The following is a 23,402-nucleotide window of genomic DNA, read 5'->3' as shown; positions in this document are numbered from 1 at the left end:
TGCCTCCCAGACCTTAGTGTTTTAGATAACCAATCACGGTAAAAGCTTGTTTTCGGAAACCAATCAACAACGTCGTTCCGAAAAGTATGGCTCCCAGTAAAATGTTGAATACCAGAAACAGCCAGCTGTTTAAATCTGCAGCAAAAGAGGATCTGAACCACGTTAAACCTGCCAGCATAACGGAAGCACTGATAAAGCTCGGCATCATTGCCACGAATAGTTCTTTTACAGAGACAGAAAACAGGGGAAGTATGGTTTTGATGTGCAGGGCAAAACTGACCAGACTAATGCCCAACCATGCGATGCAGGCACCTTGTACACCGTACTGTGTACCCAGAATGACCATGGGTAGCATCAGCATGGAACCTGCCAGGGCCCGTGTGTTGCGTTTTGGTTCTCCAACGGCGGTGACTGCCGTTGCCAATATTTCCGAGAGCATGCGAAAGGGGCTGCATAAACAGAGAATTTGGAAAGGAATGATGGCTGCTGTCCATTTGTCAGATAATGCAAGGGTGATTAGCTCCGGAGACACTGCACACATCCCAAAGTACATGGGAAACAGTACCAGACTGCCTAACTGGACTGACTTTATCAGGTATTGACCAGCCACTTTTTTTTCGTTTTGCAACTTGGCAAAAGAAGAAAGGCCAAGATGGTTCAGTAATTCGCCGATTTTGTCACCGGGCAGATTGGCCAGATTGGAAGCAACCGAAAACACTCCCAGATCGGTTTTATTTAACAGGCGACCGATACTGAGGGTAGGAGTAATGTTATAGAGATAACGCAGTGCATCGTTTACCGTGGCAATACCACTGAAGACAGCCGTCTGGTAAAAACCCCGAAAACTCATGGCCGGTAAAATCCAGCAGGGTTGCAACCGGAAGAAACCGATCATAGCAACGGTTCGCATAAACAGATGACCAAGAATCAGTGACCAGATGCCAGCGCCTGATGCTGCAAGAATCAGTGTGAAAATACTGGTGCTAAGGGTTGTGACAAACTGTACCTTTTCCCTTTGCTGATACAGCATGTTCCGACTGGCCAGCGCATAGGGCAGGGTGTGGAAAATCATAATCAGATGTTGAACGGCTATTGCCTGCACCAGAATAGTGACCCGTGGTTCGGAAAAGAAATCTGCAATTAATGGAGCGGTACAATAGAAAAGAAGAAAAAATGTTACGCACGAGATAATGTTGACGGTAAATGCCTGTCTAAGCATGTGCGGCGTTAATTCTTCAGTCTGAATGATGGCTTTACCAATACCAAAATCCCCCATAAGGGCAAAGATACCAATAAATGCCATGGTCATCGCCATCAGACCATAATCATCAGGCGTCAGAAGACGGATAAGAATCAGGGTGTTTAGCCAAGTGAAAATCTGGGCTGCCAGCCTGAGCATGGCACCAATTTTCAAACCTCTTATGACATGTTGACCCACTTCCATGTGGTTGCCTCATTCTCTATTCAGGGCAAACTTTGAGTTATCACTTCTGATGACTCCATTACTGTTCCCGGGACAGGGCTTTGACTTGTTTTGGTTCAGGCTCTGGCCAGATGTAGCCTTTTTGGTTCGTTACCTGTTTATACAGTGACAGCAGATCAGGGATCACTGCATCGTAAGAGTACTGTTTTCGAACAGTTTCAATGCAGTTGTTTGCAAGGCATCTTTTCTCCTCATCCGACAGCTTCAGCCAAGCCTGTACCTGTTGACTCATTTTCTTGATATCACCGTCTGAAATAATCCAGCCATTGCTGCCAGACTGAATCAGTTTTGGCAGTGCGCCAACCGCAAAGCTGAGTACAGGAACCCCGTGAGCCATGGCTTCCAAAGCAGCCAGAGGCAAGCCTTCCTGTCTGGAGGTGATGCACAGCAGACCAACCTGATGCCAGTGAGGTTCCATACTGATGATTTGCCCGGTAAAGCTGACGTTTGAGGCTCTGCTGGTGGCCAGAGAGCCGTGCATATCACCGGAGCCATACACGGTGAAATGTCTATCCGGCAAGTGTTTGGCTAATTGCAGAAACAGATCAGGTCCTTTTTCGTGGCTTAAGCGCCCGACAAAGGCAATTTCCGAGCCGTTGTTCATTTGCCACTGTGGGGCTTCAATGAAGTTATTCATCAGCTTGACCGGGGCCGGAAGGCGATTGGCGATTTCAGGACTGACGGCAATATTAGTCGAAAGCCGGCAGGTGAGCTGATCCAGCCACGTATAGAGTCTGACGAGCCCGGTGCCCAGATCACCGTTATGGAATGTGGAAACAACCGGTGTTTTGGTCAGCCTTCCAGTGACCCTGCCAAATAGCCCGGCTTTATAGCCATGGGTGTGAAGAAGTGCCGGAGAGTATTGGGTGCACCATTGGTAAAGGCTGTTGATTTTTCCTGCAAGGTATTGAAAAGGGATTTTATGCTGATGCAGTAAGGGTTCAAGAGGGTGATCAGCGTTGTAGCGAGAGTAAAACAGGATCACAGGTGAATAGCCGAACTGTTTCAGTCCTCTGGCCAGATGAAGTACATGGGTTTCGATTCCCCCGAGCTGGCGGGAATCAAGAAATATTGCAATATCCGGGCTGTCCATAACATCCGTTCCATGCTCTGTTGCGTTTATTGGTCCCTGTCCCAGTTTTTCAGCACATCAAGAAATTCATCGTCAAGCACGGGTTTACCGTAGAAGTACCCCTGACCTTCCAGACATCCGGCATGGCGTAGATGTTTTTCCTGCGCCATGGTTTCTACCCCTTCTGCAATGACTTCAAGACCAAAGCTTTTGCCGAGCTGAATGATTGCTTCGACGATCACGGTATTTTCTTTGCTGTCCGGGAGACCATCAACGAAGGATTTGTCGATTTTGATCTTGTCGAACGGGAAGCGTTTCAGATAGCTTAATGATGAATAGCCTGTTCCAAAGTCATCCAGTGCCAGTATGACACCGACTTCCTTAAGGCGGTTCAGCTGGGCACATGAAACCTCGATGTCTTCCATAATGGAGGTTTCGGTGACTTCAAGCTCCAGCTTATCGGCAGGGATCTGGTATTTGCTCAGCAGACCTTCAACCCTTTCTACAATGCTTTTATCCTGAAGCTGAACGGCGGACAAATTGACGGCCATTCGCAAATCATCAAATCCGGACTGCCGCCAGGCGCTCAGATAGCTACAGGCCGACTCCAGCACCCAGTCACCGATGGGAATAATATCCAGACTGTTTTCGGCTATTGGAATAAAGGTATCAGGTGAAATGTTGCCTTTGTCCGGATGGTTCCATCGTAGCAGTGTTTCTACGCCGATGATTCTGGATGAGTTAAGGTTTACCTGAGGTTGAAATCGCAAGCTCAGTTCACTCTGCTCCAGAGCCATATGCAAATCCATTTCCAGTTTCTTGCGCTGGCGAATTTCGGTATCAATGGTGGCAATATAAAACTGATAACGGTTTTTGTTGCGGGATTTCGCCATGATCATGGCGAACTCGGATTGTTGCAGCAGGTTATCGACATCCTGTCCATCATCCGGAAACAGTGTTATTCCGACCGTGGCGCTGATGGTGATGGGTTCGCCATTGATTTCGAAAGGCCTGGCCAGTTGTTTCAACAGTTCTTGGGCCATTTCAGCTGCTTCATAGGGTTGCTCTATGGATGAAAGGACGATAGCAAACTGATCTTCTCCCAGACGGCCAATGTAAGCTCTGTTGCCAATCCGGTTTCTGAGACGGTCGGAGATTTTGACCAGAATGTGTTCTGCAGCATTAAAGTTAAACTGTGCGTTCAAAGACTTAAAGTCATCCAGGCCAAGACAGAGAATGGCAAGCTTTTGTTGGCTTTCCCCAACCTCTTTGATCAGGTCCTGTAAGTACTTTTGCAGGGTTCGGCGGTTAGGCAGGCGTGTCAGGTAATCATATTGAGACAGACGCATGATTTGCTCTTCGGCTATCTGGCGAAGATGAAAGTTTCTTTCGATGGAGTCGAGCAGCTGGTTGGCAGTGCGAACCCAGAGACCCAGTTCATTCTGTCTGTGTCCTCTGGGCATTGGGAGTTTGTGTTTACCAGGGTGGTCAGGGTTAATTTTTGCCAGATTTCGAATCAGTCGGTTTAGTGGCTTGGTCAAAAGCAGTGTGTAAATCATGTACAGCAATAGTGCCATTGCCATTGAGTGTATAAGTCCTGAAAGCATGACAACAAAGGATCGCTGGATAAATTCCCGTCCGTAATAGGCAGTGTCTATTGCCAGCAGCAGCTCCCCGTAATGAGTGCTTTCAGGAGGTTTGTTATCCAGACTGACCCGATAGATACGAATAGGTTCAAAGATATAATCAGAAAACTGTCGGTATCGGGAAGTTGACAGGGGTCTTTCTACGACTGCGAGCTCGGGTTCATCCGGGATTTTAATAGCTGCAATATGAACCGACTTGTGTTCAAGTAAACCTGTCAGAATTTCTTCACCCATCTGGGGCTCAATCCGGTATGCAGCCCTTAAGGAGGGTTCTCGAATCATTGCGAGCATTTGCTGGGCTTCAGAATCAATGGCGATGCTGGACTGTCTGGCATCAATGAATATCTGAATCAGGCTGAGTAAAAAACCCAGACAGAATGCGGCCAGAAGCACAACTTTCAGCAGCTTTATTGAGAGTTTCTGTTTCAGGATAAAGCCCTGTTCAGTATCCATACAGTCTTACTTCTGTAATGCCATCCATTCAAAAAAATCCCTACAGAAATACGTCGATGAATGCTGTCTGGCTAATAGGAATGTTTTGATTCGGGTTATTAACGAGAAGAATCTTGTGATTCGGCTGTTCATAATTCCTCAATCATCGTGACTTTAACTATAGAGAGATTCATAGTTGCTCGTTAATAAAAAAATGGAATTTTTATAAGGCTGTAAATAATCTTTTGAAGGCTTGTTAATTGTCTAATGAAACTGGAAAACGACTTAATGAAAAAAAGTAGTGGATATTTTGGCAAAACCCAGTTTTGATTGGCAATCACTATTTTTAAACTTATGAGTATTGCTAATTGATATATGACAAGATGATTAAGTTGGTCTGATTGTCTAATCTGGAAAATAGTCTTATTAAAAGATGCGTTAGTTCATCATCTATTCAGTGGTATGAAGATGTATTTGAATAGCTGTGTCAAATAAAAAGGAGTTGAAGGTAATGGATTACGCAACTTGGAGTGCTCAGTCCTGCGATATTATCGCTTTGAACAGTCAGTTTAATGCTGACACCGTGAATGATGTCAGGGCTCATTTCGATCGCCTCATTAGAGATTGTGCGGGTGATGTACTGGTTGATATGAGCTCGGTGAAAGAATTGGACTCTTCAGGAATTGGAGCGTTAGTTTTTCTTTATAAACGCCTTAAAATTGAAAACAGGCAGTTGGCTTTGTTGGGTGTGACGGGCAAGCCCAATGAATTGCTGAGTATGTTGAGAATCAATCAGACAATTAAACAGTACAATAATGTTGATGACTATATGTCGAATCATTAAATTATTTTTTGAGAAAGTTGTACTCAATAAAAACTATTCCTATATCAGGCGTATCGGGATGGTTTTTCTGTTTGTGTTTCTGGCAGGCTGTGATAGCTGGCCTGACGCTATGGAAAATATTGAGGAAGAAGAGGACAAACAATATATAAAAAGTGTTGTAAATATAGCGATGGCGCGTTTGGAAATACTAGAAGATAATGGAGCGGATTACTGTTTGCCCGGGCAGATGAACAGGGCGAAAAGAATGTTGTCAGTAGCCAGTAGAGAACTTGAAAACAGACTTTATCTTGGAGCTGAATTCAGTACAGTAGAGCTGATGGATCAGCTGGATTACATTGCCGAGTTAATGATAGGTCTGGTGGAAGGAAGCGAGTGTCTGACAAGCTTTAAATACAAAGCCGAAAATAAAAGCAAAGATATCGTACATCAATATCTGGATAGATTAAGTGACTTGTTGAACTGTAACTGTAATCAAGTGACGGATGAAGGCAAGCTGGCAGAAGATTTTCAAAGAAGGCTTAAACTTGCGGCTAACTCCCTCAATGATTTTAATCAGCTGAGTATTAACATCTATGCCAGCATGTTCTCAGAGCAGGTGGACGAGATTGTCTTATATTTTTCTAACCATGGAGCCAGAAAGAATCAGGTTGTTGTTCATTATGTCAAACCGGGTCAGAAAAAAGTCAGTGAAGACGGTATGTGGTTTGAGGTAGCTTCAATGAAACCTGATCGTCGGGCCCTGATTAAGGATTTGCATAGAAATTTAAGAATAATAAAGCTCAAGCAGGAGGAGAATAATGAAGTCCATCTTGCTGACTAGTTTTATTCTCTTGATGCTCTTGGTGGATTCTGCTTTTGCAAGAGTAGTGAAGCCAGGAAGTATGATTGTCGTGTTTAATGATCAGAATATTCCACTCTTTCCAATAAGGGCAGTTGATGAAAACGGCGGGCTTACACTCGACGATAAGTTAATAGACCTTTCTGGTGTTGAATTGGCTTCTCTGTTATTTATGGTTAAAACTGGTATAGGAGATAAGCACCCTGTCAGTTCAGTTATCAGCTACGCGGAAGATGAGTTGGCCAATATTACTGTTCTTGGCGACATATTTGAACCCGGTAATTATGTACAACCCAAACTGTCGCCTGTCTGGCAGTTAAATTACTTTAACGCTTTATATGATGGAAAATCCTTTGAACCTGATATTAAAGTTATTCGGGGGAACAGAGAAAAACATTTTACCAAAGAAACATTAAAAGACCTCACCGTTATGGATGGTGATATTTATCTTGTTTCACTCAAGAAGAAAACTGTAGTCAGTAATAGCAATAGTAATAGTAATAAAAATAAACCAGAAAAAGTTAAGTACAATATTGATCCTGATTTCAGTCATGTAGTCACTAATACATCTACTAAGTCAGGCAGCCAGGTTGATATGGCTAACCAGTTAAGGAGCGTATTAGCTCCGAAAAATAAGTCTGAAACCCAGAAGATCAGTAAAAGAACACTGAAAAGCCCAAATGATCATTTAAGTGATGTCATTAAACCTGGTGATATTGTTACCATTAATCTGCCAGGTGAAGACGGTTTTAATAAGGATTTTTTGATAGACAGAGATGGCTCAGTGACGCTTCCTGAAGTGGGTCAGGTATCTCTGGGCGGGATGACTCTGGAAGAAGCCGAGAAAGCTATTTATAAATCACTGTCGAGTGTCTATCTGGGTTTGGATAAACTCTCCGTTCTCGCTAAAGAACGACGCTTGCTGGTGACGGTTTTGGGTTTTGTTAAAACGCCCGGGCAAGTGGACATGCCTGACACAGGCAACGTTCAGACTGCAATCAAACTTGCCGGCGGATTAAAGGATGGAGCACAGCTCAATAAACTGCAGATTCAGCGAGGTGATGAAACAATACCCTTTAATTATAAAAAATATCTGGATTCCGGTGATCCATCAGCTATTCCGCCATTGCAATCGCTTGATACGATTTTTGTGCCTTCCTCCCCTAACTTAAGTAATGTTTATGGAGAGGCGTCTGACGCTTCAACAGGGCTTGACCCCACTGAAGATGCAACGGCAATAAAGGTCTTTGGCCAGGTCTATAAACCGGGCAGTTTTGCTCATATTGAGGGTATGACCATTGTCGATGCCATTCTTCGTGCAGGAGGCGTGAATCGCTATGCCAATGTTGAACAGATCCGTTTGATTGGGGATGGTGAACCTGTTTTATTCAACTTGAAAAGGTACCTTGATAATGGTGATGCGGGTCAGTTACCCGTTCTTAAAGAAGGGTCAACGATCTATGTACCGATACAGGTTGAAGCGGTCACTGGTGGTGGAAGAATCGTTTATGTGATGGGCCAGGTTCAAAAACCCGGCTCTTTCGAAATCGGTGAGAAAGTTGGCTTTTTGGATGTCCTTGCCAACGCAGGAGGCCCGAATCGTCATGCGGATAACAGTATGGTCAGGGTGCTCAGGGCTGATGGTAATGTTGTGCGCTTCAATTTACAGGAGTACGCAGAAGGTTCTGATGTAAAAGTACCGAAGATATACCCCGGAGATGCAATTTTTATTCCTCAAAAAAGTACACTCATAGATGATTCATGGTTGAAAATTCCAACCAGCTCTTCTGTAAGCATGATGGGAGCCATTAAAAAGCCTGGCCGCTATCTGTGGTCAGAGGGCATAAATTTTATGGATATGCTATCTCATTCAGGAGGGCCTACGGAAAAAGCGGATATAGCGAATGTAAAAATAGTAAGCACTGGCGATGACGGTAAGGCAATAAGCAGAGTGTTTAACCTTCAGCATTTTATTGATCGTGGCGGTAACTGGAGTTCACTGCCAAGCCTGCAAGGTGGTGTGACGGTTATATTTCCAGAACTGCCTGAAGACCCTTCCGACAATAAGTCCCAATGGGTCAGGCTGTCCAGTGATCAGGCTATTTACATAATGGGTGCTGTCGTTTCTCCGGGACGATACGCTTTTACTGATCAGATGAATGTACTGGATATTCTTTCTGCTGCACAGGGACCCACGGAAGAATCAGATCTGACCAATATCAGGGTTATTCACCGAAATGGTCTGGCACCAAGGGTTAGCCGGTTAAATCTGGTTGAATACTTTGAAACTGGCGACGAAACACTTCTGCCGCATGTGTCCAGTGGTGACAGTATATTTATACCTTCCCGTAATCGCAGCTGGGTTCAGAAAAAGAGTTATGAGACGGTTCGTGTTCTGGGTTCCGTCAAATCAACCGGGCGATATGATTTTACCTCGGACATGAATATTCTGGATATTCTGGCGCAATCAGGTGGCCCAACCAGTACGGCTCTGATAGAGAAAATTATTATCGTTAGCTCGTCTTCCGACAACAATCAGGCTTACACCTTTGATCTTGTAGAATACATGAAAAACCCTGTTGACGGACGACTGCCTGTATTGAGACCCGGTGACACTATTTTTATACCTGATGTTAAGAATACCAAGTGGGCTTACTTCATGGATATTGTGAGAGATGCATTAGGCTTTACGTCTATTTTCACGTTGTTAGGCGCTAGAGTCTGGCAGTAATGATCAAACTACCCATTAACTACATTGAAGTCGAAATGGTATATAGCAATACCATCGGACGTGGTATGCGGACTCTGGCTATTACTTCGACCAATCCCGGTGAAGGGTGCAGTACCATGGCCTATGCTCTGAGCAAACGTGCTGAAGCCGATGGTAAGCACACCTTGCTGGTAGAAGTTAACCTGTTTCATCCTGAGCTGGGCGATATGTCCGGACGCCTTCATACAGACTGGGTGCCGAATCCAGACTCTGCCGATGCCTGCATCATGCACGATGATGAAGCCGAAATTGATATTCTTCCTGCTCCCTGTGATACCGATGTCCTGATGTTTCGTAATATAAGCAAAATGAATAAATTAATAGAGCACTGGCTTGAGCGCTATGATGTCGTTGTGTTCGACACCTCCCCGCTCAGGGCCATAAACCGTAACAACATACCTGCAGAGTCCATTTGTGGAATGGTTGACGGTGCTGTGATGATGGTCATGGCGGGTGTTACCCGTCGGGCAGATTTTCAGAATGCAGTAAAGAAGCTACGTTTCAATGAGGCAACTCTGGCGGGATTTGTTTTTAACGACTTAAATAATCCCAGACTGGCTGATGAGCTGATTCGTGAAACCCGACGTTTGGACAAGTGGTTGCCCAAGATCATGGAAAGAATCAGAAAGTATGTCAGAAATTCCTCCTTTCTTAATCTTGAGTTGTAAAAATTACTTAATAGCCTTTTAGCAATTGTTCGATAAAGCCCTCTTTTTTCAGTGTCTGAAGAATCTTATTAATTTCTACGCCCTGTCTGAGCTTACTTTTGTGGAACATAAAACTCACTGGAACGCAGTCAAATGTACTGCTTTTTACAAATGCCTGTGAATAAGTTGTTTTGAGCAGGTAGTCAGCAATAAGCTCGTCAATAAGAGCCGCATCCGTTCTACCACGGCTCAGGAGGTTGAGAACACGTTCTTCATTGCTGGAATTAACCCGATAGATAACGTTTTTGGCAAACAGTTTGCTGAAAGATTGAAATGCATAGCCTTTTACGACTCCCAGTCGTTTACCTGCCAGATCAAAAGGACGCTTAACCGGGAAACTCCTATCTTTCTGGAAAATCAGAACTTCACAATGTTCAGTGTAAGGTGAGGTGAAATAAGCATTGTCTTTGACCCGGGTGCGCCAGACCTCCGATGTCCAGGGCTCCAGATCAATCTTGCCTTTTTCCACTTTCATGATCAGACGATGAAAGGGAGCTTTGGAGAAAACAAAGTCAAAGTGGCTAACAGAACTGACTTTATCCAGCAGCTTTTCGATGATGCCTTTACGTGCATCATGCCAGTGAAGCGGCGGATAGTCCTGTGGGAAAACACCAACGGTTAATGTTTCACGCTGACGGGGGACACTCTCTTCGGCATAGGGTCTGTAGAAGGTGGATAGACTCAGGAAAACAGCAATAATCAGGATGAAAAGTCGATGCATTATTGTCTGCTTCCTGTCTGATTTTTATGTTGGGGGTGTATTTCCTATATCTATCACCGGACCTAAATATTTGGGTTCAGTGTCGAACCAGTGTACTTCCAGAAGGGCCAGCATTCTGGCAAGCACTTCCCGGGTGCGGTTGGTCAGGTCACTGTTTCTGCCGTCTCCGGCATTAAAGGCAATGGCATTCGTGCCATTATTTCGTGCGATATAAAGCGCACGCTTATTATGATAAGTCTGGGAAATGATTGTGAATTCATTCAGCCCAAACACATCCTTGGCTCTGATGATGGAGTCGAGCGTTCTGAAACCGGCATAGTCGCGGTAAATATTTTCTGCGGGTATGCCGAGTTTCAGAAGGTCTCTGCGAATGGTGCTGGGCTCGTTGTAGTAGGGGGTGGCATTGTCGCCACTGATCAGAACGTATTGAATCTTACCGGCCTTGAACAACTTGCTGGCGGCATCGACCCGTAACCGGTAATGATCATTGTTGCCGCCAGTCCTTGAGTACTTGCTGGTTCCGAGTAGTAACCCGACTTTATTGGCTGGCAGTTTGTCTATGTCAGAATAAAGATAATTTTCTGTGCTTACATTAATCAGTAAATTGGCAACCACCAGTAAAGAGGCTGCAGCAATAACGACTGCGGCAAGCAAACCCATTACAACCTTTAAACGGGTTGGGCTGGCTACCATGCAGGGTTCTCCTTGAACAATTTGATGCTCAGCACAGTTAACCACAAACTATTATTTCAACCAATAAGGATGTGTCAGCGACTGCCTCTAAGTTTCAACAGCAGCAAGTCAGTGATGGTTTGAGAAGGCTTCTCTGGTACACCTATACGACTTAGCCCGGAGCTATGCTTGTCAGCCTTAATTACAGATAATAATTTGTTTTTTACCTGTTCAGGCGATGATGCCAGAGAGGCGAGTTGTTTTTGAATCAGGAAATTAGTGAACTCTGGCTCCGCAACAAAAAGTACGGGTTTATTTTTATAGAGTGCCTGAGCTCCAATTGAGGATTTATGGACAGCAACGGCCTCAGACAGTTTGCTCAGCTCTGTCGTTGAATAGGTTCCCTTCTCGATAACCTGCACATTGTTTGCAGCTAACTCCCGAACGATGGATTTTTCAAGCTTTCCCTCTGTTTTAGGGTGGTAAGTGATCAGAAACCGAATGGACGGCATTAAGCGTGTCGCGTCAATAAACACTCTAAGGTAGGCTTCATAGGTGTTGTCATAGCCACCGGCAAAAACGACGATGGGTTGATTTTTTTTAATCTTCAGCTCTTGCCGAATGGTGTTTTCGTCTGTCTTTTGATAGACACTATCCCACGTTTCCAGTGCCGGATTGCCACTGACATTCAGGGCGCTTTGAGCAAACGTTGGTTGATCATAAAAACTGGTGCGGGTGGAATTACTCGGGATATGGTATTCATCCGGCGGGTTTACGTTGCTTAGAAACGGCTGAACATATTCTTTGCCGATTATTGGATCAAAGTTATCGTAGAAGGCAATGGTATAGGTACCTTTGTCTTTGAACGCATTCATCAGCTGAGCCTGAATAATGCTGGACATGCCTGAATAGACAATTTTAGGGTTGATCGACTGAATGATATTTTGCAGCTCACTGGCTGATAACTCATTGTTGCGGCTCTGTTTCAATTGCTGTTGGCGATCTTTGCTGATGCCAGCTTGCGATGAGTGATCATTGAATATCTCACTGGCTCGCCCAAAGGCAATCACACGATAGCTGATAAAATTCTGCGTCAGTGTTTTTCTGAGTTCCAGAAAAGCGTTACTTTCACCTTGGTCATAAGCAATAAACAGGACTTCCGGTTGATCGGGGCTATCGCCAAAAGGCTGAAACCCAACGATAGCGAAGGACAGAAGCAGGCACAGCCAGTGCGACCGGAATAATCTGCTTTTTAAAGAGTATTTATTATTGAACAACACGCCGCACACCTTGCCTTGTTTTCATCATTCTTGATTTAGCAGGTATCAGTGTAGTCGAGCACAGCCTGACCGGATGCTGTGCTCATCCCGAACTTTATTGGCGGCGGGTCAGAAAAACACCCATTTCACGGTGATGGGTATAAGGGAACTGGTCAAACAGTGCGATCCGTTCAACCTTATGGGTCTGGTTAATGGTCTCCAGATTCTCTTTCAGGGTCTCAGGGTTGCAGGAAATGTAAACGATTTTCTCAAATCGCTGAACCAGAGCTTCAGTGTCCTTGTCCAGACCAGCACGTGGCGGGTCCACCAGAATGGTTGAGAATTGATAACTGTCCAGATCAATGTCTTTCAGTCGGTGAAACTCACGTTCAGCATTCATGGCCTGAGTGAACTCTTCACTGGAAAGGCGTGCGATAGCAACATTGTCAACGCTATTCATTCTGAAGTTTTCATGGGCTGAATGGACCGAAGTTTTGGAAATCTCGGTCGCCAGCACGCGGTCAAACTGTCTGGCCAGAACGCAGGTGAAGTTACCGTTACCACAGTAAAGTTCCACCAGATCGCCTTGCTCATCCCGGCAGACATCGCTGGCCCACCCGAGCATGTGTTCGTTCACACCGGCGTTGGGCTGGGTAAAGCTGTTTTCAACCTGTTGATAACGGAATCTCTGATCGTTAACAGTCAGTTCTTCGGTGACAAAATCCTGTTTCAGAACGATTTTCTGCTTGCGAGCCCGGCCAATAATGCTGATGTCCAGCCTCTCCTGCAGGCTGTTGGCGGCTGCCTGCCAGGCATCATCCAGCTGGCGATGGTAGAGCAGGGAGATCAGGGCTTCGCCAGTCTGGGTGGTCAGGAATTCAACCTGGAACAGGCGCCTGCGCAGATCGTCGCTCTGTTCAATGCGCTGCATCAGCGGTTGCATCAGCTCATTGATTCGCTCTGATCCTGCCGGGAAGTCCTGCACGCTGAAAGGCCGGCGGGTGTCGGGATCGAACATGCGGTAAAAACTGTGTTCTCCCTCGTGCCAGATACGAAACTCGGCTCGCATCCGGTAGTGTTCAGGCCGGGAACGGAACACTTCCAGTTCCGGAATATCAAAAGCCTCAAATTCGGCATAAACCTGGCTGACCTTCTCGGCCAGTTGTTCTTCGTATCGTTCGGGCTGTACTACGGCTAATGACATGATGATGTTCAGAGGGTAAATAAAAACCGGCGCGCATTATACAAGGTACTGAATGCGAGGTCGCCGGTTTTTAATCTTTCTGGCAAGTTACACTTGCCAGTCACGCGTTATACAGCCAGTTTTGCCAGGCAGAGAACGCCAACAATGTAGGAAATAATGGAAACCTGACGGGCGTTGCCGCTCAGTGCTTTCAGGCCAATGTAGGACAGCATGCCAATGATGATACCTTCCGCAATGGAGTAAGTCAGAGGCATGAACAACAAGGTCAGGAAAGCAGGAATGGACTCGCTGAAATCGTCCAGATCAATTTCCTTAATGGGCGACATCATAAACAGACCCACCAAAACCAGTGCAGGTGCAGTAGCAGCGCCGGGCACCATCAGGAACAGTGGTGACAGGAACAGGGCAATCAGGAATAAGCCCGCTACAGTCAGCGAGGTCAGACCGGTGCGGCCGCCTGCAGAGACACCGGATGCACTCTCAACAAATGTGGTCACCGTACTGGTACCCAGACACGCACCGGCGGTGGTTGCGATGGCGTCAGCAAACAGAGCCTGCTTACAATTAGGCACTTCACCTTCTTCGGTCAACATGTCGGCTTTGGTGGATACGCCGACCAGAGTACCAACGGTGTCAAACATATCGACAAACAGGAAAGTGAACAGAATGATGACCATATCGATGGTAAACACCTGATCCCACTGGAACTGGAAGAAAATTGGGGAAATATCAGGTGGTGTCAGGCCGTTACTGAAATCTGGCAGGCTGGTAACACCCATCGGAATACCAATGATCGTGGTTGCGAAAATACCAATCAGCAAGGCACCCTGAACCCCTTTCACCAGCATGACACCGGTAATCAGAATACCAATCAGGGCCAGCAGTGGTTTTGGATCGGTCAGGGCACCAACCGCAACCATGGTGGCGTCGTTTGCCACAACAATGCCGGAATTCTGAAGTCCGATAAACGCAATGAACAAGCCAATACCACAGGAAACCGCTTTTTTCAGACTCAGAGGAATGCTGTTAACAATGGCTTCGCGGATATTAAGCGCGGTCAGAATCAGGAAGATGATACCTTCAAGCAAAATGGCTGTCAGTGCCATTTGCCAGGAGTAGCCCATCCCCAGAACAACGCCGTAAGCGAAGAAGGCGTTCAGACCCATGCCCGGAGCCAGTGCAAACGGCAACTTGGCCCACAAAGCCATCACCAAGGTACCAATAATGGCCGAGATAGCAGTGGCTGAGAACACAGCACCGAAATCCATCCCTGCATCTTTCAGGATCAGCGGGTTAACGATGAGGATATACGCCATCGTCATAAAGGTGGTGAAACCGGCGATCACCTCCGTTTTGATATCTGTCCCATGAGCTTTCAGCCCAAAAAAACGATCAAGTGATTCCCTGCTGAACATAGATTCCTCTCTGTTATACAGCTGTATTGTGTTCACTAGAATCGAACTATGGTTCGATCGTATTGTTTGAACGTGTGTTCAATCAAAGTTTTAGATTGTAATGTCTGGTTTTTTAATGGGGTATTGGTATATGTCGAAATGAGCGGGCGTGGTTGTGGGCGAAGATGAGGACGATTTCCTGTTTACTAGGGGTCTTTGGCTGGCTGAACCACTACATATTGAGGTTCTAAAAATTGCTGTACAAAAAACAAACAATCTGTTGCAGGGGCTGTTATTCTAGGTCTCTGTGACATTTTTATTGAGTACTTCACAGAGTTATCCACAGAAGCTGTGACTATTTTCCAACGTTTAAATGGCGTGTAAAAGGCTCTGCATTTATACGTCTAAGTAATTATATTTACCCATGGATGACCTTCATTTTGTAAGAAATATCTTACAAAAAATGAGCATTTTCATGTTGTTATACGACATTGATATTGTTAATGGGAAGTTGGGATGGAGGAAACTCATCTCTTTCAGTGGCTGGAACGTCAATGATTGATCGCTGTTGATAAGCCGTGTGAGGCTTGTGCAGTTAGCCTGTGAGTATTTTTTTCTTTCCGGCTGACTATCAGTGGATAACTGCTTTGTTCAGGTCTATGACACAGCCACTGGTTTCAGGCAGGTGAAAAAAAACCAGCGGCTGGTTTATAGATGGAGGCCTGTCAGTTATTGCAATGAATCAGGCAACAGCAGCCAGTACGCCTGTGTGCAGGGTTCTGGCGCGGGCATCCAGTTCAGCCAGAAGGCTTGCCAGCTTGTTGCGCTCCTGTTCTATCACATCCTGACTTTTCTGGGCACGCAGTTCTCTCTGGCGCTCAATCGCTTCAACAATGCGCAGCTCTTTCGGACAGATCGGCTTAACGACGACTTCCGGCTCTGGTTGGGGCTCCTCAACAGCTGGCTGAGGAGCAATAACTGGCTGCTCTTCAATGCAAACCTCTTCAGGCTCTGTTTCAGGCAGTTGTTGAAGGTTTTCAGCTGCCTGGCTGTCGCCAGACAGAACAGCGTCTGCTGCGGCTGTGATGGCTGCCAGCTGAGTGCTGATGTCATCGCTCAGGCTGATGCTCTTCATCTTAACAGTGGCATTTGCCTGAGAACCGGCGGTGGTCTGAATAGCGGCTGCTTTTTTAGCGGCTTCTGCTGCTTCTTTGGCTTTTTCTTCCTCGGCAATTTTAGCCAGAGCGGCTTTGATACTCTCTTTGGTGATTTCCTGTTTGCTGACGGGTTTAGGTTCAGCGGGTCTGCTGGCAGCAGGTGCAGTCTTTGAGGCAGCAGAAGTCGCTGTCTCTTTAGAATCGGAAGACTTGATGGTCAGGCTGGGTGGTGTTTCAGTCTCAGACTCTTCCCCGGAGAAAATGGCAGCCAGCTCTTTTTCTATGGATGATTTGCGCTGGCGGGTTTTCTTTTTAGGAAGAATTTTAACCGTACTGGTTTTGTAGCCTCGCAGGCTTTTAGCCCCAAAATGGTCAATGGCTTCCTGCTCCAGTTCAAGCAGTTCCTGACGATTCTCGGCCCTGTCCCACTCATCAACGGTAAAAGCATCTTCGCCGTTGATCCTTATCTCGCGATAGAGTGGGTAGTCCAAGTCTTGCTGCGCTGCAGCCACCATTCTTTCCCACTGGCTTTCAAGCTCGTTACGGGTACTGCCGACATAGACTTGACCTGTGATGTTGCTGGTGACGGTGAAGATAATCAACGCTGAAGAACCTTTCTACTGACGATAACAGGCGCGCAATTATACCTGCCGATTTGCAACTGGGTAGTGGGTATTGTTCAGTATTTTTCGCTATGTTTGTTGCTGGATGAATGAATGGGCATTATTTCAACTGAGCCTTTGCGTTAGTTGCCGAAATTTCTTCTTTTTCTAAAGTAAAATATGAGAAAAAGAACTTTTCATTTCTGAATCTGTATATCGGGAAACCACTTCATCAGTCACCTGTCCTACGGAATCAATATTCCGGTTTAGTCGATGGGTGACTCTTCGTCCATGGAGGGACAGATGATCAGATTCCACCCATTAACCTGTTGTCAGGCACTGATACTGCTTTGGTATTTACTATTGTCTGCTGTGCACGCTGCGGCGGTTTCTTCGGACGAGCGGGTCGTAGCAGAGGCTTTTGTGCTCCAGCAACATTACGGCGCTGCCTGTCTGGAAACGACCACCAGTGAGCTGGATGCAGGCACGTGTGTCCATCAGGATCCGGATGACAGCAGTCAATGTTATCCCCGGAACCGGACAACGCTAGTCAGCTGTCATTCGGAAAAGCCACAGCAGTTGTGGACTTATGACTTTACGAAGAAAAAACTCCACAGCAAGGCTTATCCGGATTCCATGTGCTTGAGCAGAATGGTCGAATCTGTTGAGTTGTTGCCTTGTCAGAACAATATACCCGGACAGCTTTGGTTGTTTGATGACTCGGGTGTGTTATCCAGTGCTGTTGATAAAGACGATCGAGGAAGCTATCTGCACTTGTTGAAAGGAGACAATGTAGTTATTCAGCCCCTGCAGTTTAAGTATTTCTATCATGGGCAGTGGCAATGTTACTTGAGTCCGGCAAGTGGTCAAAAAATATGCGGCCAGTCGGAGTTTGGGGATAACGTCGTATGGCAGCCTGAAACGGATAAAGACAAGGACAAAGATAAAGATAAGGAGACCGGCACTGAGCCAGGAGACGATAAGGATAAAGACGAAGATAAAAATAAGAACAAAGACAAAGACAAAGACAAAGAGCAACCATCGCCACCTGTTCCGGTCGTTTGGGAAGATAAGCCTGATTTTTACTGGGTATCCAATCGTCTGACCAGGGACATTCGTCTTTCGGTAAGAGAAAGCACATCCTGCCTTGGGCTGAGTCTTCCGGAGGCCTGTGAAACCGGTTTGGTAAAAGGTGAGCCGTGCTACGCGGGGGCCAATGTGGTTGTGAAAACCTGTGAGGGGGATGATCGCATATGGCGTCATGATCTGGTGAATAAACGGTTGTTTAATAAGCTGGCGGGCTATAGCTATTGTTTGACTTGGCTAAACCAGAAGTTGGCGTTACAGAGCTGTTTTGCCGGGGGCGCTGTGCATCAGAAGTGGTACTTCGCACACGAAGAGACCCGGAAGCCCGAAGAGTATAAACGACTGCGCTTTTTCAGTTTGCCAAAAAGCTATGATTATCTGAAGTTTCTGAAGGCACCTGAACTGCCGTCGTGGCAGTCCTTTGAAGTGGAGTTTTCTTTGGTGCCGCGTTCTTCACCTGATGAAAGCTGCGGGTACGACCCTTTGATAGGAACTCCTTTGGACGAGTGCCCATAAGAAGCTTTAAACACTTAAGTCCAGAGCCATCACAATAGCGTCCTCGGACGCATGATGTTCATTGGCCGGGTAGTAGTTTTTACGCCGGCCAATTTCCCCCAGACCCTCATTAAGATACAGGTTAAACGCTGAAACATTGGATTCCCGAACTTCCAGAAACAGTGTGTCAGCGTTCTGGCGTGCCTGCATGACCAGGTGTTGCAGTAGTTGTTTGCCATAACCTTTGCCCTGACAGCTTTTACTGATGGTGATGATCAACAGGTGAGCCTCATCAGCCACGGTCATTAATACGCCGTGGCCAACGTGCTGCTCATTCAGACTGGCGATGCAGCAGATGTAGCCTGATTTGCCCAGACTGTCTTCAAAGTGTCGGGCTTTCCAGGGGTGTTCACTGGCTTCAGTTTCCAGTTGGGTGACGCAGGGAAGATCCTGCTCAGTCATATCGCGAAAGGACAGCATACTGGTCGGTATCAATTCTTTTCAGTTGAATGCTTGGAAGCAGAGGTTTTGGCAGCGGATTTCTGCAGAGTCAGCAAGGGTTTCAGGTCTGTCCAGACATCGGCTTTCAGACTGGGCAGTTTCATCAGTTCATTAAGACCATGGCTGACAGCAAAGTGTTGTTCGGCGTGCATACCGGGCTGAACACCTCTCAGCTCTTCGAAACTGCGTTCGGGGTCTATAACAAAACGGGCAGCAGCCGGGCCAAACAGCAGTACCAGCTTGCGACGAGCCAGCCCGAACTGGTTGCTCAGGTAAGCACAAACCGCGTCAGCGGCTGATGAGTCATCCTGATCCATCTGTCCAATCAGACCCATGTTCCCCAAAGGCCAGACAAATTCACTGACCGGAAGCTCAGGGTGAGAGCTGTGCTGAATAGCGCGTAAAATATCATTCAGCAGACGCGTGTGAAATCGAGAGAACTGGTTCAGGCCGGAGTGCGGCATTTCCGCAATCACCAGACATTCATCATTGGGTGCCAGGGTGACCAGCCGGAACTGACTGGTCGCTGGTGCGGGTTTATCCTTTTTGGTGGTCTCACGGACTGGTGGCTCGGTTTTTTCAGGGGTAACCACCAGAGTCGGGCGGGTAGGAGCCACAGGTGCTGGTGCGGGTTGCTCCTGATGTTCCGGTAAGCCCAGAGCCAGCATGGCTTCCCGGGCCGAAAGCCCCGGTGCTTCTTCGGGTTCCGGGGTGGTTTCCGGAAAGTCGAAGTCACGATGGGGTAAAGCGTTAGGCAGGACGGTGCGAGGGAACCATGTCTGTATTCCCATCGCATCCAGATAGTCCTGTCGGGTCTGTTCTGTAATCCTGCCAGTCATTAACGGTCAGACTTTTCCTGTTTGCGGATTGGTTTTGGTGTGATCCGATTCCAGCAGGTTCAGCGCATTGATATAAGCCTTGGCGGAGGCAATAACAATGTCGGTGTCTGCGCCGGAGCCATTAACAATGCGGCCTTCCCTTTCCAGACGAACGCTGACGTCGCCCTGGGAATCGGTTCCACTGGTAATTGCGCTGACATTATACAATGCCAGACGGGCACGTGAATTGGCAATTGTTTCAATGGCTTTGAAAATCGCATCCACCGGACCGTCACCCTGACTACGAACTTCAGTGGCTTCACCATCCACGTTAATGGTGAGCTTGGCTTCCGGCATGGCACCAATCTTCGAGTAGGCTTGCAAATCAACCAGCTGGTATTTTTCTGCCGGGTTGGTATTGCGAACATCACTCATCAGTGCCTGCAAGTCGTCATCAAAAATATCGGACTTTTTATCAGCCAGTACTTTGAAGCGTGAAAAGGCTTCGTTCAGTTCTTCCTGATCAGCAAACGTGATACCCAGTTCGGACATTCGTGTTTTAAAGGCGTTTCTGCCAGACAGTTTGCCTAATGTCAGGCGGTTGGTGTTCCAGCCTACATCTTCAGCTTTCATGATTTCATAGGTTTCACGATGCTTCAGCACGCCATCCTGATGAATACCGGATTCATGGGCAAAGGCATTGGCGCCAACAATGGCTTTGTTGGGCTGAACCGGAAAACCGGTAATGCCGGACACCAGCCTTGAGGCGGGTACAATTTGAGCGGTATTAATGCCCGTCGTCACGTTCAGCTCGTCTTTGCGGGTTTTGATGGCCATGACGATTTCTTCCAAAGATGCATTACCAGCCCGTTCACCCAGACCATTAATGGTGCATTCGACCTGACGCGCGCCGTTGACCACCGCTGACAACGAATTGGCAACCGCCAGACCCAGATCGTTATGGCAGTGTACGGAAAAAACCGCCTTGTCAGCGTTGGGAATGCGCTCAATCAGCTGAGCAATGGTGTTACCAAACTGGTGAGGTACCGCATAGCCGACAGTATCCGGAATGTTAATGGTGGAGGCGCCTGCATCAATGGCGGCTTCAATAATGCGACACAGGAAGTCCAGATCAGAGCGACCGGCGTCTTCGCAGGAAAACTCGACATCATCAATCAGGTTGCGGGCATGTCTGACGGCAAAAACGGCCTGTTCGACCACATCGCCCGGTTTCATACAGAGTTTGTGCTGCATGTGGATGGGGGATGTTGCGATAAATGTGTGAATACGGCCACGTTCTGCGTTTTTTAAGGCTTCAGCGGCGCGATCAATATCTTTTTCCAGCGCCCGGGACAGGCTGCATACAGTGCTGTCTCTGATGGTTTCTGCAATGCTCTTAACGGCATCAAAGTCACCGGGACTGGCCATGGCGAAACCGGCTTCAATCACGTCCACTTTTAACATTTCCAGCGACTTGGCGATGCGCAGCTTCTCGTCTTTGGTCATCGAAGCGCCGGGACTTTGTTCACCATCTCTCAATGTGGTATCGAAAATAATAACCTGTTCGTTGCTCATGCGGGGCTCCTGAAATTATTGGAATAATTAGTGTCTGGTTTTTAGCCGTGTGCAGGTAGCCATTGTGAGTGGCACTCATAACGTCACGGAATGTTTTTATGCTTGATCCAATACCGTTCAATGATCAGTTATTGGTTAACTGTTCATCGTGGATCCGGGTCGAAGGTGAAGTTAGATAGTCTGCTCAAGGCAGTAGTAGAAGCATACGGGCGGGTAGGAACCGATTCTTGATGTTCTTAATGGAATGCGTGCTGTTCACTCGACAGACCGACTGGCAGTCTGCACCTGTAAAGGTTGTGTTTGCAGAGTTCATCGTGTTGATTCGTTTTGTAGGTATTTTTACTTCTCTGTCTGCACTATATATTCATCCGGCGTATTTGCCAAGCCGTTGTGAACTATGGAAACTACTGGGACACAACGGGGGCATTAAAGAGCCACTGAGTAAAACGAAGGACGCAGTTTCATGATGACAACAAAATTACGCTGGAAGAGTCTGTTGCCAAAAGCAGGGCTGGTGGCCATGCTGGCTCTTGGTGGCTGTGCCATGAGCCCTCAGAGTATTCAGGTTAACCCTTCTGTTACGGTGGCTGAATCTGTTCGGAACTCATTAAGTTCCAGTGTATCGGTAACGGTTTTCGATGAGCGACTGACACCGGTTATCGGTTTTCGTGGTGGGGTTTACGACAGCAATGAAATTACCGCCAGAGACAATTTGCCGCTGGCGCTGCGCTCGGCCGTTGAACGCGGGTTAAGAGAAATGGGAGTGTCTGTTGTTACCTCTGGTGAAGCGCCGCAGTTTCAGGTTTATCTGGATTCGCTGGAATACCGGGTACCGGAAGGCAGCTATGTAACGTCGGTGGAAGTCCAGACCCGAATCCGGGTGGCGGTATTGCACAAGGGTAAGCGCTTTGAAGGGTCTTACAGTGCGGATATCTCGGAACGGGTTCCCAAGGCACCTTCCGACAAGAAAAATGAACAGTTGGTGAATCAGGTGCTGAGTGATGTGCTTGAGAGGCTGTTTGCTGATCAGAAGCTACAGAGTTTTATGAAAACCCTGTAGCTGTTATAGGTGACAAATATCAGGCTTTAAGCGGTTGCTCCAGCCAGCCGCTGACCAGTTTTGCCCAGTCCGGGTTGTCATTCAGACAGGGGATGAGTTCAAGGGATTCACCGCCTGCTTTGATGAAGGCCTCTTTGGCTTCCATACCGATTTCTTCCAGAGTTTCCAGACAGTCCGATACAAACGCAGGGCAAATGACCAATATTTTTTTTGCTCCCTGTTCTGCCAGCTGTTCAATGGTTTCCAGAGTGGAAGGCTCAAGCCATTTATCCCGTCCGAGCTTGGACTGAAAGGAGACACTGTACTTGTCTACAGAAATGCCTGCTTTTTCAACAAAACTGGCTGAAGTCCGGTACACCTGATGGCGGTAGCAGGTGTGATGAGCAGGTGATGGCTTATGACAACAGTCGCCTGATTTCAGGCAATGACTGTTGGTTGGGTCGTCTTTGGTGATGTGTCGTTCAGGTACACCGTGATAGCTGAATATCAGATGGTCATAGTCTTTTTCCAGCCACGGACGGGCGCTGTTAACCAGAGCATCAATATAACCATCGTGATCATAAAATACAGGATGCACTGATAAAGTAATGGGCAGCTGGTTGTCTGAAATGATCGCCTGTGCCTTTTCGATGACCGTTTTCACGGTGGACATGGCATAGTGTGGGTAGAGAGGAAACAGCAGTAGTTCTTTGATTTCCGGCTTGCTTGCCAGTTTAACAATGGCACTTTCCATATCCGGACGACCATAGCGCATGGCCAGCTCAACAGGTATGTCGGTGTACTGTCGAACCTGTTCCAGCAGTTTGTAGCTGATGTTAATCAGTGGAGAGCCTTCATCAGTCCAGACCGAAGCATAAGCTTCAGCCGACTGTGCCGGTCTTTTGGGTAGTACGAACAAACTGACGATCAGGCGGCGTAGCGGCCAGGGCAGATCAATGACATTGCCGTCCATCAGAAATTCGTTCAGGTATCGACGAACATCTTCTTCAGTCGGGCTATCCGGAGAGCCAAGATTGACCAGTAACGCTGCCTTTGATCCCATCCACTTATACCGCCGTTTGTTTTA

General features: G+C 47.0%; 19 protein-coding genes. 6 read left to right on the top strand and 13 right to left on the bottom strand.

Features of this window, described 5'->3' with window-relative positions:
• Positions 1-13: 13 nt before the first annotated feature.
• From EZMO1_RS19675 to EZMO1_RS19665, 3 genes are read right to left on the bottom strand one after another with little or no spacing between them, the layout of a single operon-like run.
• Positions 14-1,444, bottom strand: coding sequence for a lipopolysaccharide biosynthesis protein (locus EZMO1_RS19675; RefSeq protein ID WP_034876073.1), 1,431 nt, complete (start codon positions 1,442-1,444; stop codon positions 14-16).
• 58 nt (positions 1,445-1,502) lie between these two features.
• Complete coding sequence (locus tag EZMO1_RS19670) at positions 1,503-2,576, bottom strand: glycosyltransferase family 4 protein (protein ID WP_051789942.1); 1,074 nt, start codon at positions 2,574-2,576, stop codon at positions 1,503-1,505.
• A gap of 26 nt (positions 2,577-2,602) precedes the next feature.
• Positions 2,603-4,654, bottom strand: coding sequence for a putative bifunctional diguanylate cyclase/phosphodiesterase (locus tag EZMO1_RS19665; RefSeq protein ID WP_051789943.1), 2,052 nt, complete (start codon positions 4,652-4,654; stop codon positions 2,603-2,605).
• A gap of 490 nt (positions 4,655-5,144) precedes the next feature.
• Here EZMO1_RS19665 and EZMO1_RS19660 point away from each other — a divergent pair, with 490 nt between their 5' ends.
• From EZMO1_RS19660 to EZMO1_RS19645, 4 genes are read left to right on the top strand one after another with little or no spacing between them, the layout of a single operon-like run.
• A complete protein-coding gene (locus EZMO1_RS19660) occupies positions 5,145-5,477 on the top strand; it encodes an STAS domain-containing protein (RefSeq protein WP_051789946.1) in 333 nt (110 codons plus the stop codon).
• Entirely contained in the window at positions 5,455-6,297 is an 843-nt protein-coding gene (locus tag EZMO1_RS19655; RefSeq protein ID WP_222842146.1) for a hypothetical protein, read from the top strand. The genes EZMO1_RS19660 and EZMO1_RS19655 overlap by 23 nt, the downstream gene beginning before the upstream one ends.
• Positions 6,275-9,046 (top strand): SLBB domain-containing protein, encoded by a 2,772-nt coding sequence (locus tag EZMO1_RS19650; RefSeq protein ID WP_051789948.1) that lies wholly within the window; start codon positions 6,275-6,277, stop codon positions 9,044-9,046. The genes EZMO1_RS19655 and EZMO1_RS19650 overlap by 23 nt, the downstream gene beginning before the upstream one ends.
• Positions 9,046-9,753, top strand: coding sequence for a CpsD/CapB family tyrosine-protein kinase (locus EZMO1_RS19645; protein WP_051789949.1), 708 nt, complete (start codon positions 9,046-9,048; stop codon positions 9,751-9,753). The genes EZMO1_RS19650 and EZMO1_RS19645 overlap by 1 nt, the downstream gene beginning before the upstream one ends.
• A gap of 7 nt (positions 9,754-9,760) precedes the next feature.
• Here EZMO1_RS19645 and EZMO1_RS19640 read toward each other — a convergent pair whose 3' ends face one another.
• The 6 genes from EZMO1_RS19640 to EZMO1_RS19615 form a co-directional block, all read right to left on the bottom strand.
• Positions 9,761-10,513 (bottom strand): substrate-binding periplasmic protein, encoded by a 753-nt coding sequence (locus EZMO1_RS19640; protein WP_034876077.1) that lies wholly within the window; start codon positions 10,511-10,513, stop codon positions 9,761-9,763.
• 24 nt (positions 10,514-10,537) lie between these two features.
• On the bottom strand, positions 10,538-11,206 hold the full coding sequence (locus EZMO1_RS19635; protein WP_034876080.1) for a SanA/YdcF family protein: 669 nt from the start codon (positions 11,204-11,206) through the stop codon (positions 10,538-10,540).
• 74 nt (positions 11,207-11,280) lie between these two features.
• Positions 11,281-12,465: a hypothetical protein gene (locus tag EZMO1_RS19630; RefSeq protein WP_034876082.1), complete on the bottom strand. Its 1,185-nt coding sequence runs from the start codon at positions 12,463-12,465 to the stop codon at positions 11,281-11,283.
• Between the two features lie 94 nt (positions 12,466-12,559).
• Positions 12,560-13,648, bottom strand: a complete 1,089-nt coding sequence (gene trmA, locus EZMO1_RS19625) for a tRNA (uridine(54)-C5)-methyltransferase TrmA (RefSeq protein ID WP_034876084.1) — start codon at positions 13,646-13,648, stop codon at positions 12,560-12,562.
• A 107-nt stretch (positions 13,649-13,755) separates the two neighbouring features.
• Complete coding sequence (locus EZMO1_RS19620; RefSeq protein ID WP_034876085.1) at positions 13,756-15,063, bottom strand: NCS2 family permease; 1,308 nt, start codon at positions 15,061-15,063, stop codon at positions 13,756-13,758.
• A gap of 721 nt (positions 15,064-15,784) precedes the next feature.
• Positions 15,785-16,801: a GIY-YIG nuclease family protein gene (locus EZMO1_RS19615; RefSeq protein WP_051789953.1), complete on the bottom strand. Its 1,017-nt coding sequence runs from the start codon at positions 16,799-16,801 to the stop codon at positions 15,785-15,787.
• A gap of 303 nt (positions 16,802-17,104) precedes the next feature.
• Between EZMO1_RS19615 and EZMO1_RS19610 the strand changes: the two genes are divergently transcribed.
• Positions 17,105-18,403 (top strand): ricin-type beta-trefoil lectin domain protein, encoded by a 1,299-nt coding sequence (locus EZMO1_RS19610; protein ID WP_160174058.1) that lies wholly within the window; start codon positions 17,105-17,107, stop codon positions 18,401-18,403.
• A 6-nt stretch (positions 18,404-18,409) separates the two neighbouring features.
• On the opposite strand, the gene rimI is transcribed toward EZMO1_RS19610, so the two are convergent.
• The 3 genes from rimI to EZMO1_RS19595 are packed head-to-tail and all read right to left on the bottom strand — an operon-like array spanning position 18,410 to position 21,276.
• The gene (gene rimI, locus EZMO1_RS19605) at positions 18,410-18,862 is read right to left on the bottom strand and encodes a ribosomal protein S18-alanine N-acetyltransferase (protein WP_034876090.1); all 453 of its coding nucleotides are present in this window, start codon (positions 18,860-18,862) and stop codon (positions 18,410-18,412) included.
• Between the two features lie 11 nt (positions 18,863-18,873).
• A complete protein-coding gene (locus EZMO1_RS19600) occupies positions 18,874-19,722 on the bottom strand; it encodes a uracil-DNA glycosylase family protein (protein ID WP_034876091.1) in 849 nt (282 codons plus the stop codon).
• A 6-nt stretch (positions 19,723-19,728) separates the two neighbouring features.
• The gene (locus EZMO1_RS19595; protein ID WP_034876093.1) at positions 19,729-21,276 is read right to left on the bottom strand and encodes a 2-isopropylmalate synthase; all 1,548 of its coding nucleotides are present in this window, start codon (positions 21,274-21,276) and stop codon (positions 19,729-19,731) included.
• Positions 21,277-21,739: 463 nt separating this feature from the next.
• Here EZMO1_RS19595 and EZMO1_RS19585 point away from each other — a divergent pair, with 463 nt between their 5' ends.
• Positions 21,740-22,336 carry a YajG family lipoprotein gene (locus EZMO1_RS19585; protein ID WP_034876098.1) on the top strand — a complete coding sequence of 199 codons (597 nt, stop codon included), beginning with the start codon at positions 21,740-21,742 and terminating at the stop codon, positions 22,334-22,336.
• A gap of 19 nt (positions 22,337-22,355) precedes the next feature.
• On the opposite strand, the gene hemH is transcribed toward EZMO1_RS19585, so the two are convergent.
• The gene (hemH, locus tag EZMO1_RS19580) at positions 22,356-23,378 is read right to left on the bottom strand and encodes a ferrochelatase (protein ID WP_034876100.1); all 1,023 of its coding nucleotides are present in this window, start codon (positions 23,376-23,378) and stop codon (positions 22,356-22,358) included.
• Positions 23,379-23,402 lie beyond the last annotated feature (24 nt).

It is taken from the genome of Endozoicomonas montiporae CL-33 (assembly GCF_001583435.1).
GTDB lineage: Bacteria > Pseudomonadota > Gammaproteobacteria > Pseudomonadales > Endozoicomonadaceae > Endozoicomonas_A > Endozoicomonas_A montiporae.
The sequence above is the reverse complement of the archived record's forward strand: the minus strand, read 5'-3'. Positions and strand labels throughout refer to the sequence as shown.